The sequence below is a fragment of the Algorimicrobium bowmanii genome, from assembly GCF_054031195.1.
In genome coordinates, this window is record NZ_CM132929.1 from 2,645,335 (window position 1) to 2,659,757 (window position 14,423).

Genomic DNA, 14,423 nt, shown 5'->3' on the forward strand with positions numbered 1-14,423 from the left:
TTAGTTGTTTTTTAAATTTTTAAAATAAGGCACGTAAAGCTTTAAATCGCTTTTTATCATGGCTGTTACACCATCTCCTGTAATTGTAGCTCCTGCAATGGCATCCACTTCGTTATCTGTTTTATCAACATTTTTAGGATCTGCATTACTTTTAGAAACTGTAATACCTTTAAAGTATCCTGAATCATCTAATAAGTGCTCTCCATAAAAATCATCCATAAAGTAACGTTGTTTAATGTTTGCTCCTAAACCAGGTGTTTCACCTTTGTGGTCAAAGTAAGCACCTTGAACTACCATATCTTTATTTACAGAAACGTAACCCCAAATAGCATCCCAAAGACCTTTTCCATAAATAGGAATAACATATAATGCTTGCCCATCTTTTTCACCAACAAATAATGGTAATTTTCTAGGCTCGCCTTTTTTAGCGTTAGATTTCTCTTTTTTAATATCAATTAAATACGGCTCTTGCTTAGTTTCTGCAAAATACGCATCACGTGTTTGTTCTTTAATAATTGTTCCTGAAGCATCAACAGTTAAAACTAACTGTTCTGCAATATTAGTTTTAAAAGCTTCTGGTGCCTCATCGGTTGAAATAAACACGGCATTACTCTCATCATTATCATTAATACCCAAAGCATAAAGGATATTTTGTTGCTTTTCAAGACGCTTATTTTCTGAAATATTTGGTTCTAAAGATGATGCTGCGAATGCCAATAAAGACCCTACAACAACAACCATAGCAATGGCAAATATTATAGTATAAACGTTAGAATCTGTTCTATTACTCATAATTAAGCTGTTTTTACTTTTAAACGTTTCATACGTTGTTTCACATTTCCTTGTACCACATAATGGTCAATTGTTGGTGCAAACACATTCATTAATAAAATGGCTAACATAACACCTTCTGGGTATGCTGGATTAAATACACGGATAAGAATAGAGATAAAACCTATTAAAAATCCATAAATCCATTTTCCTTTATTAGTTTGTGATGCAGTTACTGGATCGGTAGCCATAAAAACGGTACCAAAGGCAAAACCTCCAATTAATAAATGGTGCCAGAATTCAGTACTCATTAATCCGTAGAATTTACTACCTTCTGAAATCCAACCAGCATTAACAACACCGTTAAAGATTAAGCCCATTACTAAAGCTCCTAATACAGAAGAAAGCATAATTCTCCAGCTTCCAATTTTTGTAAAGATTAAGAATAAACCACCTAATAAGATTAATAAGGTTGATGTTTCACCAACAGATCCCGGTATAAATCCGAAAAACATATCGGCTACAGAATAAGATATATCATTACCTTGTGCTAAGCTACCAAGAATAGTTTCTCCTGAAATAGCATCCAAATTAGCGCCTTCAGCAATTTGTTGAGAACGTTCTACAGCTCCATGTACCCATACTTTATCTCCAGACATCCAAGTTGGATAAGCGAAGAATAAAAAGGCACGAATAGTTAATGCAGGGTTTAAGATATTCATTCCCGTTCCTCCAAAAACTTCTTTACCGATAACCACACCAAATGCAACTGCTACAGCCAACATCCAAAGCGGTGTATCAACAGGAACAATTAAAGGCACTAACATACCAGTTACTAAGTAACCTTCTTCTACCTCATGTCCTTTAATTACGGCAAATAAAAACTCAATTGCTAAACCTACACCATAAGAAACAACTACTAGAGGTAAAATTTTAATTAAACCAATATAGAATGCGTCCCATGATAAAAAATCTACTGGTGTTCCAAATGCTACGTGATGTTGGTAACCAGCATTAAACATACCAAATACTAAACAAGGAACCATAGCCATGATTACCGTGTTCATTGTACGTTTTAAATCATCTGCCACTTTAATGTGCGTCCCATTGTGGGTCGTTTCATTTGGCAAGTATAAAAAAGTATGAAGCGCGTTAAACGCTGGAGCCATTTTGGTTCCTTTATACTTTTCTTTTAAGTTATGTAAATTACTTTTTAAACTCATTTCTTTATTTATTTTTCATTGTAAAAATGAATTATCCAATTTCTTTAATCATGATGTCTAACCCTTCTCGAATAATTGCCTGATGTGGTTGTTTAGACACACAAATAAATTCTGTTAAGGCAAAATCTTCTGGTGCTACCTCATACATACCTAAAGCTTCCATTTCATCTAAATCTGCATACATACATGATTTAAGAATTTGAAGTGGATAAATATCTAAAGGAAATACTTCCTCATAGTTACCAGTTAACACAAAGTTTCTGTGCTCTCCATTGGTATTCGTATTTAAGTCATATTTCTTATTAGGAGATAACCATGAGAAGGTCAAAGCCCTAGATGTAGACACTTTATTAAATACAGGTTTGTTCCAACCAAAAAACTCATAATCATCACCTTCAGGAATAACTGAAATAGTGTTATTATAATAATCTAAGCTACCGTCTGGCTTAACTTGTTTTCCTGTTAACACATTACCTGAAATGATACGATCATTACCATCTTTATCAACACCGTTATCATAAACCATAGTTGCTACTTCGCTACCTATTTTAGTTTTAAAATAACGTGGTTTCTTAACTGATGATCCAACTAAAGCTACAATACGCTCTGCATTAAACTTACCTGTTAGTAAAAGTTCTCCGATAATAACTAAATCCTGAGGATTAATAGTCCAAACAGTTTCTCCTTTATTTACAGGGTCAATTTTATTAATCTGCGTTCCTACGTTTCCAGATGGATGCGGTCCTGACACCTTATGTAGCGTCACACCATTTAGGTTAGCCATTGGCGAAGCGCCATTCTTAGCTACCGATACATGTACGGCTCCTTCTGTTAACTTAGATAATGCATTTACTGCCGCTTGTAACTCCGCTTCTTTTCCTTGAAGAACGTAGTCATAATCGGCTGCTAAAGGCGCTGAAGCATAACCTGAAACAAAAATCGCTTTTGGCGATCTTTCAGGATTTGCAATAACATCATAAGGACGTTGCTTAATAAAAGGCCAACAACCAGACGCTAATAAATGCGCTTTAATAGACTCAGCAGATGCAGATTCTATATTAAACTTTCCGTAATCTTGGAAGACTTGCTCCTTATCGGCTTGTATTTTTAATGCTAAAATACGGCGTTTTTCGCCACGAGGAATTTCTACAATTTCTCCTGAAACCGGAGAAACAAACATAACAGCTTCTTGGGCCTTATCATAAAAAATAGGCTCTCCAGCTTTTACTTTAGTTCCAACTTTAGCTATTAATTTTGGTGTAACACCGTGGAAGTCTTCTGGTCTAATCGTGCAAAAATTGCTAATAATAGCATTTTCAGTCACTTTTTCAGCAGCGCCTTTCAGCTTGATGTCTAGACCTTTTTTAATGGTAATGTCGTTTGACATGTTTATAAATCTATTTTGTTAGTAGTAAAAAATACGATTCCGATTTCTATTTTAACATAAAAATCGCTGCAAATTTACGAAATTAAACATCATTTAATAATAGACTTCGCTGAACTTTGCTATTTATATTTATTCTAAATAAAAGAATATTTTAGCAATAAATACTATTACTTTTTCATGAACGATCTTTTCAATTTACGAACCAAAACAAAAAAGCTGCATCAAAAAATGTTTTTGATGCAGCTTTTAGATGGAGTTAATAACAATTTAACTCTAAATACTCTCTTTATTAGTTAATCAACTTCTTAGTTACTACTAACCCATTAGTTAATTCTATTTTTGAAAGATAAACACCTTTATAGAAATTAAATGGCGCAGTAAAACGCGTGTTATTACCACTAACAGAATAAGCAACTACTTGCTTACCAGTGATGTCATAAACACTAACAGACTTAATACCCGTAGAAGATTTAACTTGTAATTCATTATTATTTACAAAAACAAACGTATCATTCTGCTGAAAAGTATCAACCGATAATGGCGCCGTATATCTTAAAATAAAACGATCTAAACTCGTTCCTGAAGTTCCTGTAAAACTATATGGTTGCACTCTTAAATCGTGCACAACACCCATAACTGTATCTTCTAAATAGATTCCTGTACCTTGGTTCACAAACACATCTCCATTTAAATGATCGATACCTATTGTATACGCACCATCTGCAGGAATATCAATTCCTAATGGAACTAAATCCGTTTCATCAAATGGCAACGAACGACCTTGAATAGCCATCTTAGTATTTGAAACCGTTGAATAAATACTCATTTCGTTTCCATCAGACATCGCATCATACAAACGATCTACACCATTTGTAGCACCTGCAACGTAACCTATTAAAGCTACAGAAGAAGTATTAGACGCATCTACTAAACTTAACCAAACTAAATTTTTATCTCCATTATTTACTGTTGAAGCATCTGATGTACTTAAGAAGTTAGAGTTATCATAAGCATTTTCAGCATCGTCAAATCTTAAACTATTCTCAAAACTCACAATAGAAGTTGCTGGAGAAGATTCACTTACTTGAACAAAGAAACCTTGTCCTGAAGCTATATTTCCATCAAAAACATCTGGTGTTGATCCTGTACGGTTATATGTTACATACTGATCGCCATAGTTATACTCTACACCTGCATAGAACGGTGTTGATGCTATATTAGTATTAGGAATACCTTGAGACCAAAGTCTAACATTACCTTCTAAATCTAAGTTATTAGCTAAAAACTCATCAACATTAATAGCTGAAGGATAAGGATTACCTATCAAATTCCAATTTCTATTTTCTAACTCAGGCTGCGCCGTTGTAGGTGACTTGTACACCTCAACATCAATAGCACCATTTCTTGGTGTTCCTTGAAACGCTGCTGTAAATCCTGTTGCAACAAATTCATCGGGAACTCCAACGCTATATCCTTCTCCCATATTCATATCTCCTGATGCAGCTACATAATTTCCGGCTGTACCATTCGTATTTATACTATTTATATCATATTGAAAAACAGAAGTCACATACGGAACTGTAATACCTGAAACATCAAAACCATTAACTGGTGAAGACCACACTACAAAATCGTTTGAATTCAACCCTGTTGCTTCACGTTCTACTATTATAGATCCAACATTAGCGTTTAAGGTTACTGCTTCAGTTTGAATCAAACTAGCACCATCTTCTAAAGTTAATGAAGCCCCCGATTCAACAACAACATTCTTAAATAATTTAAGCGTAGATCCTGAAGGGATTGTTACATTACTACCTGAAGGCACCAAACAATCACAACCCTCTAGAACTCCAGACTGGTTATAGTTTTGTGAGAATACTAAGTTTCTATCTTCATCATCAACTGTAATTCCTGCAGCTATATAACTTGGAGGTAATTGCCAAGTAGATCCATCCCAAAAAGTTGGTGTACCACCTTGAACAAGATTTGCCGAAGCTACGACCGCTCCAAAACCATTAGTAATTCTAACTTTATAAGCAGCTAGATCATCTTCTTCCACGCCGCCACTAATTGTGTAAGTACTGTTTGTTTCACCAGGAATCATTGTATTATATTTATACCATTGGTAAGACAATGTTTCTAACGGATTTCCTGTAGCTCCTCCAGACACAACACCTGTTGCTGTAAACGTAATATCTGATGTACCTGGTACTTTACATACAAATCTTGAAACAGGAAACTGATCGAATACTGGTGTTTTAATATCAAAAGAACCTCTATTGTAAGCTAAAAAGGCAAGGTCAGCTGTTCCTCCAGCAACCATGTTAATATTGTTTATTTCTGTAACATTACTTGATGTTATTTCAAACTCATCCATTCGAAACGCAACCATACGTAGTGGACGTGTTTCATTAGATGAAAAAGCTCTTTCTGTAGGCGTAGCTAAACCATAGTTAATACCATTATCAAAACGATATAAATCCAAGCGCCATCTAGCTAATAATGCATCACCAGCATCATCAGATTGTTCTGCAATAGTAATTTTAATTGGTCGTCCTACTACATTACCTACAAAATCAGCATAATAATATAAATCGGTACTTCCACCACTTGCTATCTGAGAGATTAAGAAATCTGGCATATTATCATCAACAGATCCTACTTGACCTCCTGCACTATAAAAACTAACATCAGAAGTCTGATTAAAATTAGTCACACCAGTACCTATATTCAATCCATTAACACCATCAATAATAGCATCATAAATAGTCATACTTGCAACATTAGGAGATGTAACAGCAACCCCTTCATTTACTTCGCCATCAATTAAATCAGCCATAGCTAAATAATTGTTTGACTGAGTTGTCCCATCAACACCATTCGTTGTATAAGCATAAAATAATTGCGAATCAAACGATACGCCATTAGCCGTTAAAACCGCATCATCAACACCTGTAGAATATGTAACACCATCATAGGTAAACGCCAAAAGATCGTGACCTGTGTTTGGCCATAAGCTTAAATTACTTGGATCTGCTTTCCACTGTGAAGATCTCCAAAACCCATTATAAGTAGTAAAAATCTCTGTAACTTTAGTCACGTTACTTGTCGGCCCGTTTTCTAACACCTTTGGTGTAGGCGCAACATACTCAACTGTTAATCCGGTAGCAACCCCGCCAACTGTTAAATTGCCAACAACATCTGCCCCTCCTGAATGAGAAATCTTAAATGTCATTTCTGTAGGACTTACAAATACTCTATTTGAAACAGAAATACCACTAATACTAATAGAAGTGCTTTCAGTAAAATCGGTTCCTACAATGGAAACCGTGGAGCCATTTGTAATTCTTGATGGAAACACATCTGTTGTAACTTGGGCAAAAAAGTCCCCAGTCACAAATACTAAAGCTAAAACCAGAAGTGGTTTAAGTGATTTGTTTAATAAAAGTGATTTAATTGTAATTTTTGTTCTCATAGGTTATGGTTTAATTTCCACCAATCTTGATCGATTAGTTTAGAACAGTAAAATTCTGAACATTTTCTTTCTAAATAAAAAATTTTGGTCGTTCAGCAGATAAACAAAGTTGAAATGCATATGTAAGTATATTCGTCCTGTATTTATTGCAAAACAACGAATAGCTTTATCGCTCTATAAAAAGTCACAACAACTCTTAGTTGTTAGAATTCAAAAGACTTTATTAAAGCAAAAAGCCACCTATAAATCGGGATTTATAGGTGGCTTTTATAAATGTAAAACTTGTTGTAATTCTTACAAAAAACTGTTAGTTTATTATCTTTTTACTTACAACTGAGTTATCCGTAAATTTAATAATTACAACATATACGCCTCTTGGGTATTGAAAAGCTCCTGTATAAGTGTTAGAATTACTACTTACGTCATAGGCAGGCAACTGCTTCCCTGTAATATCATATAACTCTATTGATTTAATATTTTCTGTAGCTTTCAAGTAGAACTGCTGATCTTTCACATAAACAAACGTATCGTTCGACTCATAAGTTTCTACTGAAAGAGAAGATGTTGTATAACGCAATACAAATCTATCAAGCACACTTCCTTCTACTCCCGTAAAACTATAAGGCGACTCTCTTAAATCATGGATTGTATTTGTATACGTATCTTCAAGGTAGATAGCTTGTTCATTATTCGTAAACTGCTCACCACTAACATCCTGAAGCCCTATTCTATAAATACCATTTTCTGGAATATCAACACCTAATGGCACCGTATCGGTTTCGTTAAAAGGTAATGAACGTCCTTGGATAACCATTTTAGAGGCCCCTAACACAGAATACATACGCATTCCTTCACCGTTAGCAACAGCATCATACATACGATCGTTATCATTCGTCGCACCTTCAACATAACCTACTAAAGCTACTGCTGATGAATTTGCTTCATTCACTAAACTCAACCAGATTAATTCTTTTTGAACCTCTCCAACAACCGTATTCGTTTCATCAGGTCTATAAAACTGAGAATTATCATAAGCTTCTTCGCTAGCATCATATCGCATATCATTGCTAAATGTCACCGTCGTAGGTGAAGAAGCAGCTGACTGTACTTGTATAAAGAACCCTTGTCCTGAAGCTATATTTCCTGCGTAATCTGTATCTGGAGTAGACCCCGTTCCATTATATGTAACATATTGATCTCCGTAATTAACAGCATAATTGTCATAAAACGGATTATCTGTCGTGTTAGAAGCCGCTACTTTTTGATTCCATAAGTAAACTGCACCTCCTAAATCTCGATTAGCTTCTAAAAACGTGATAGCTCGTAATGAAGATGGATACGGATTTCCAATTAAATTCCAATCTCCCCCACCTGTCAGATCATCAGTTAAAGTTGATTTATAAGCAGGAATAGTTATTTCTCCATTAGTTGGAACACCTTCAAAACCAACAGTTAAATCGGCTGCCGAAGGCACTCTCTTAATATAACCACTTCCAGGAGTCATAACACCTGAATGCGCAACCCAATTACCTTCTGTACCATTAGGATTACTATAATTCACATCCCAACGGTAACCATTCGACCCAGGTATCTCCGATAAATTGAAATTATCTACAGGAGACGACCAATAAAGGTAATCGTTAGCTCTAAGTTCTGTAGCAGTCCTTTTAACTTTTATCTCACCACTATTTTCATTAGAAGCAACTAATTTCGTCTGAATTAAACTGGCATTATTCTCTAATGTGAATGTTCCTGCAGGAATGTAAGGATTAACAACAACTGTTTCACCATCAATTTCCTCTGTTTCCTCTAATATTTCAGGATCAACAGTAATAGCTCCATACAGCTTCATGCTCTTACCTTCTGGAATAACAACTGATTTCCCTGCCAAGACACGACAATCACAACCTTCCAAATCTGTACTCACATTATAATCTTCACTAAATATTAAGTTTCTATCAGAATCATTTACTACAACACCTGCATCGGTTAACGCAGCTGGCTGATTCCAAGTTGACCCATCCCAATAAGTTGGCGTTCCACCTTCGGATAAAGTCACAGGCAAATCAATTGCTCCAAAATCATTAGAAACCCTCACTTTATAAGTAAGTAGGTCATCCGAGGTAACACTAGGTAAACTGTACGAATCTGAAGTTGCCCCATCTATTTTATCAAAATTTCGATACCATTGATACCTTAGGGTTTCTCTTACATCGCCAGTTGGCCCCTCAACTGAAGCCTCAAGATTAAAGGTTACACCTGTACTACTTGGAATTTTACAAATATTTCTAGACACAGGTAAACGATCAACTACAGGCGACTTAATATCAAAAGCCGCTTTATTATATGCCATAAAAGCAATATCCGCCGCCCCACCAGCAAGCATATTAATATTACCAATTTCATCTATATTATCTGTGGTAATACCAAAATCACTTAATTCAAAAGCTATCATTCTATAAGGCCTAGCGTCATTATTACCGAAAGATTCAACAACAGGCAGCGATAAATCATAAGGCACACTAAGATCCATTCGATATAAATCCACGTACCAATTATACAACTTAGGTGAAGTACGAGATATCTCTAATTTCAGAGGCTGTCCAACTACATTTCCCTTAATATCAGCATAATAATAAACATCCGGATCTCCAGGATCTGCAATTTGTGTTAACAATAAATCTGGCACATCATCATCAACAGCACCAACAGATCCATTTCCACTAAAAAACCGAATACTTGCTTCTTTATTAAAGTTAGTAATACCAGTCCCCAAATCTAATCCTTGACCATTTTTACCATCTATAATCACATCATACACAGTTCCACGCACTAAATCATTCAAGTCACGTAAATTTTCTTCCCCGTCTATCAAATCTGCAGTAGCTAAAAAGTTAGAACTATGAGGCGTTCCTGTTATACCATTTGTAGAATACGCTTTATACTCTTGAGGTATAAAACTAATCCCCTTAGCTGTAAGTAATGAATCATTAACACCAGTTGAATAGGTATAAGATGTACCAGATGATGAGTAAGATGCACCAATAACAATAGTAAAAGCTAATAAATCATGACTATCATCTGGCCATGTACTCTCAGTACCTTCTATATACCAGTCAGACCTATAATACCCATTATTATTATAATCCCAATCAGTAAAAATTTCAGTCACCGTATAATTACGAAATTCAGCATAAGTTCTAGTACTAGGTTTTATATAACTAATTTTAACCAAGCTATCAGTATGAAGCGAATTCCTATAAACAGGTAATCCGTTTATTTTAAGAGTTTTATCGTTATGACCCCCTCCTGTTTCAGTCACTTTAAAATTCAATTGATTACCGCCATTGCTTGGCTTCTCAGTTCCTGTAGCTATATTAGCAATCGATACTACCGTTGAAGTTGTAAAGTTTTCACCTCCTACAATTGTAATGTCTGTTCCTGTTGTAACTTTAGTAGGAAAAACATCTTGTACAATATAATATGTTGGCGCACCTACCGGCAAAGCTTGAGTAAAGCCCAAAGTTGAAACCAAGAAAATTCCTAATAATAAGAATTGTTGTGTAATTTTTATTTTCATAAGTACTATTTGTAATTATAGGTTTGAGTACTTTTAAAAGTGCTACAAACCAATTGGGGGTTAATTATAAATTTAATACGTCCTTACAAATTTCCGAACTAGAGAGGAGATAAATAAATATATTAGTCATGCAGCAAATTAAACTCGACAAAAAGCTTTATTTATTTTTTTAAACACCTGTAAACGAGAAAATAAGTATTTCAGCCAACTAACTTTAGCATAAAACACGTTAACAATTACGATACACCAACACGTAAGGCATAAATTTTGTTTATATTTATTGCTAAAAGTTACACATATGTTTTTAAGGTCTTTTTTACCACTAGCCATTCTTTTATTTTCACTAACCGCTTCAGCTCAAATTGAACAAGAAGTAAACCCTCCAGGCTACATAAAATCGATAACTTTTCAGAGTCAAACTGCCGAAAGCCAACTCCCTATTATGCAGCTAGGAAGTCAATTGGTTTTGGAATTCGATGCTTTAAATGGTGACGAAGATGATTTTTATTATAAAATTGAACATTATAATTATGATTGGACCCCTTCACAACTCATAAAAACTGAATTTTTAAGCGGTATTGACAACCAACGTATTCGGGATTATGAAAACTCTTTTAATACCTATCAGATTTACTCGCACTACACATTAACGTTGCCTAATTCGCAAACACGTGGTTTAAAAGTTTCAGGAAACTACATGATAAAAGTATATGACAATTATGATGAATTGGTGTTTTCTAGAAAATTCATGATCCAAGAAAACCTTGCTAATGTTGGCGTAGAAATTAAACGTGCCCGTGATGTCAAACAAGTAGAAAGCATGCAAAGTGTTGATATAAAAATAAATTCAGGAAACATCCTGTTCAACAACCCGTCACAAACAGTAAAAACACTTATTGTTCAAAACAACAATTTAAACACTGCCATTAGCAATGTACCACCACAATACACTATAGGAAATGAATTAATCTACAAATACACAAACGAAACCTTATTTGAAGGTGGCAACGAATATTTTTATTTTGAAAACAAAGATATCCGAGGTGCCAATGCTGCCATTCAGTATATAGAACTTCACGAACTTTATAGCAATTATTTGTTTACAAATGTTCCAAGAGCAAACCAACCGTACACCTACAATCCGGACATTAACGGTAATTTCTTAATTACAGCCATAGATGCTGAAAAACCAGATATAGAAGCCGATTATGCATGGATGCATTTCTCTTTACTATTAAAACAACTACCGGCAAATAAATCTGTTCACGTGTATGGAAATTTTAATAATTACGCTATAGACGCGTCTACAAAAATGACCTTCAACGCTAGCAAAAACATTTATGAAGTCCCTATTATTTTAAAGCAAGGTTTTTACAACTATAAGTACGTTATTGTAGACAACAATTCTGGCGCTTTAGACGAAAACACTATTAGTGGAAGCTATTGGCAAACAGAAAACAACTATAAAGTAATTGTTTACTATAGAGATTTAGGCGGCCGATACGACCGTATTGTTGGTGTAGGCGAAGGAAACTCTGTAAACATAACCAACTAAAAGCGTCGCAATTATTTTTTTATCAATCTTAAATTTCACTACATTAGCAAGTAGCTAATCTACTGAACACCTTATATTATGGTTCAACAAGTAACTAAAGGCATAAAAATTTCGGTTAAAACGCATTTTGAAGGCACTTTTTATAAAAATCATAAAATTCAATATGCTTATGGTTACCGTGTAACCATAGAAAACCAAAGTAAAGACACCGTGCAATTACAGGCACGCTCATGGACTATTATTGACGCCTTAGATTATGAGAAAATTATTACTGGCGAAGGTGTGGTTGGTATAAAACCAACCATCGAACCAGGCGCTTCTCACACCTACACTTCAGGATGCTTATTATCTGCACCTTTTGGAGCTATGTTAGGCTATTACCGAATGCATAATTTAAATACAAACACCGCTTTTAATGTTGCAATTCCAACATTTCGATTATGCGCTAGTTTTGTATTAAACTAAATTTACACGCAACAGCTTCCCGAAAAAAATTACAGCCACTACTTTCCTACTATACAACCAATACTGTAAGAAAAACACAGATAAAAATAGCATAGCGTTACTACTAAACACTGCAAAAGCAACTATTCAACTCTGCGGATAATAGCAAAATCACGATCAACTTTTAACGCGCATTTAAGACGCTTTCACTCAAAAAAGTAGTTGAAAAAATCGTACATTTGCACTTTTAAAATTATTTAAACATTTAAAACACATATACTCATGGGAAATGGATTCTTTAACGTACCACCAGCAGTAAACGAGCCTGTAAAATCTTATGCTCCAGGAACGCCAGAACGCGAGGCGGTATTAAAAGCCTACAAAAACATGTACAATAGTCAGGTTGATGTAGCAATGTACATTAACGGTAAAGAGGTTAAAACTGGAAACACCAGAACAATGACACCTCCTCATGATCACCAACATACTTTAGGAACCTTCCACTTAGCTGAAAAGAAACATGTAGAAGAAGCTATTAGTACAGCTTTAGAAGCTCGTAAAGAATGGTCGCAAATGCCATGGGAACAACGTGCAGGAATATTTTTAAAAGCTGCCGAATTAATTGCTGGTCCTTACCGCGCTAAAATTAATGCAGCAACCATGTTGGCACAATCTAAAAATATCTATCAAGCGGAAATTGATTCAGCTTGTGAGCTAATAGACTTTTTACGTTTTAACGTACAGTTCATGTCTGAGATTTACAAAGACCAACCAAAAAGTACAAGTGATGCTTGGAACCGTGTAGAATACCGTCCATTAGAAGGCTTTACTTATGCTGTTACACCTTTCAACTTTACAGCTATTGCGGGTAACTTACCGTCATGTATGGCATTAATGGGTAACGTGGTTGTTTGGAAACCAAGTAATAACCAAGTGTATTCAGCTAAAGTTATCATGGATATCTTTAAAGAAGCTGGTGTTCCAGATGGCGTTATTAACGTTGTATTTGGTGATCCTGCTATGATTACTGACACTATTTTAGCTAATCCACATTTTTCAGGATTACATTACACAGGTTCAACTCCAGTATTCCAACATTTATGGAAACAAATAGGTAACAACATTGAAAACTACAAAACTTACCCAAGAATAGTTGGTGAAACTGGTGGTAAAGACTTTATTGTTGCTCATAAATCTGCTAATGCAAAACAAGTAGCTACAGCTATTTCAAGAGGTGCATTTGAATTCCAAGGTCAGAAATGTAGTGCGGCATCTAGAGCATATATCCCAAACAACATCTGGGAAGAGGTTAAAAATTACGTAATTGAAGACGTTAAGTCATTCAAAATGGGATCTCCTGAAGATATGAGTAACTTCATCACAGCCGTAATTAACGAAGGATCTTTTGATAAATTAGCAAAATATATTGATGCTGCTAAATCAGATAGTAACGCCGAAGTTATTGTAGGCGGAAACTACGACAAATCTAAAGGATACTTTATTGAACCAACTGTTATTGTAACTACCGATCCGAAATACACAACAATGTGTACGGAATTATTCGGCCCTGTTATTACAATATATGTATATGACGAAAATGAATTCTCTGAAACTTTAAAACTTGTAGACGAGACTAGTGAATACGCATTAACAGGTGCTATTTTATCTACTTGTCGTTATGCAGTAGAAGAAGCAACTAAAGCACTTCAAAATAGTGCTGGTAACTTCTATATTAATGACAAACCAACAGGTGCCGTAGTAGGTCAACAACCATTTGGTGGTGCAAGAGCATCTGGAACAAATGATAAAGCAGGTTCTGCTCAAAACTTATTACGCTGGGTTTCTCCTCGTTTAATTAAAGAAACATTTGTTACTCCAGTAGATTATAGATATCCATTTTTAGGATAATAATCACTAACATAAAACACCAAAAACCCTTAACACTAACAAGTTAAGGGTTTTTTTACACCGTTTACCTAAGGTTTTTC

The 14,423-nt window shown here is 35.0% G+C and carries 8 protein-coding genes; 3 read left to right on the plus strand and 5 right to left on the minus strand.

The genetic code is table 11. The features are described 5' to 3' along the window. From ACW5R3_RS11885 to ACW5R3_RS11905, 5 genes are all read right to left on the minus strand, one after another. Nucleotides 1-792 carry a Na(+)-translocating NADH-quinone reductase subunit C gene (locus ACW5R3_RS11885; RefSeq protein ID WP_456577236.1) on the minus strand — a complete coding sequence of 264 codons (792 nt, stop codon included), beginning with the start codon at nt 790-792 and terminating at the stop codon, nt 1-3. Nucleotides 793-794: 2 nt separating this feature from the next. After that, nucleotides 795-1,994, minus strand: a complete 1,200-nt coding sequence (locus ACW5R3_RS11890) for an NADH:ubiquinone reductase (Na(+)-transporting) subunit B (protein WP_456577237.1) — start codon at nt 1,992-1,994, stop codon at nt 795-797. A 31-nt stretch (nt 1,995-2,025) separates the two neighbouring features. After that, nucleotides 2,026-3,381, minus strand: coding sequence for a Na(+)-translocating NADH-quinone reductase subunit A (locus ACW5R3_RS11895; RefSeq protein ID WP_456577238.1), 1,356 nt, complete (start codon nt 3,379-3,381; stop codon nt 2,026-2,028). Nucleotides 3,382-3,670: 289 nt separating this feature from the next. Continuing rightward, nucleotides 3,671-6,856 carry a T9SS type A sorting domain-containing protein gene (locus ACW5R3_RS11900; protein ID WP_456577239.1) on the minus strand — a complete coding sequence of 1,062 codons (3,186 nt, stop codon included), beginning with the start codon at nt 6,854-6,856 and terminating at the stop codon, nt 3,671-3,673. Nucleotides 6,857-7,163: 307 nt separating this feature from the next. After that, complete coding sequence (locus tag ACW5R3_RS11905) at nt 7,164-10,436, minus strand: T9SS type A sorting domain-containing protein (protein WP_456577240.1); 3,273 nt, start codon at nt 10,434-10,436, stop codon at nt 7,164-7,166. A gap of 298 nt (nt 10,437-10,734) precedes the next feature. On the opposite strand from ACW5R3_RS11905, the gene ACW5R3_RS11910 reads away from it, so the two are divergent. The 3 genes from ACW5R3_RS11910 (at nt 10,735) to pruA (ending at nt 14,343) form a co-directional block, all read left to right on the plus strand. Continuing rightward, nucleotides 10,735-11,991 carry a type IX secretion system plug protein gene (locus ACW5R3_RS11910; protein WP_456577241.1) on the plus strand — a complete coding sequence of 419 codons (1,257 nt, stop codon included), beginning with the start codon at nt 10,735-10,737 and terminating at the stop codon, nt 11,989-11,991. Between the two features lie 78 nt (nt 11,992-12,069). Then, the gene (apaG, locus tag ACW5R3_RS11915; protein WP_456577242.1) at nt 12,070-12,456 is read left to right on the plus strand and encodes a Co2+/Mg2+ efflux protein ApaG; all 387 of its coding nucleotides are present in this window, start codon (nt 12,070-12,072) and stop codon (nt 12,454-12,456) included. Between the two features lie 261 nt (nt 12,457-12,717). Continuing rightward, nucleotides 12,718-14,343, plus strand: a complete 1,626-nt coding sequence (gene pruA / locus ACW5R3_RS11920) for an L-glutamate gamma-semialdehyde dehydrogenase (RefSeq protein WP_456577243.1) — start codon at nt 12,718-12,720, stop codon at nt 14,341-14,343. Nucleotides 14,344-14,423: the final 80 nt, after the last annotated feature.

Coding starts and splice junctions, on each gene's coding strand:
- ACW5R3_RS11905 (WP_456577240.1), bottom strand. CDS start 10,436: ATGAAAATAAAAATTACACAACAATTCTTATTATTAGGAATTTTCTTG.
- ACW5R3_RS11890 (WP_456577237.1), bottom strand. CDS start 1,994: ATGAGTTTAAAAAGTAATTTACATAACTTAAAAGAAAAGTATAAAGGA.
- ACW5R3_RS11910 (WP_456577241.1), top strand. CDS start 10,735: ATGTTTTTAAGGTCTTTTTTACCACTAGCCATTCTTTTATTTTCACTA.
- ACW5R3_RS11900 (WP_456577239.1), bottom strand. CDS start 6,856: ATGAGAACAAAAATTACAATTAAATCACTTTTATTAAACAAATCACTT.
- apaG (WP_456577242.1), top strand. CDS start 12,070: ATGGTTCAACAAGTAACTAAAGGCATAAAAATTTCGGTTAAAACGCAT.
- pruA (WP_456577243.1), top strand. CDS start 12,718: ATGGGAAATGGATTCTTTAACGTACCACCAGCAGTAAACGAGCCTGTA.
- ACW5R3_RS11885 (WP_456577236.1), bottom strand. CDS start 792: ATGAGTAATAGAACAGATTCTAACGTTTATACTATAATATTTGCCATT.
- ACW5R3_RS11895 (WP_456577238.1), bottom strand. CDS start 3,381: ATGTCAAACGACATTACCATTAAAAAAGGTCTAGACATCAAGCTGAAA.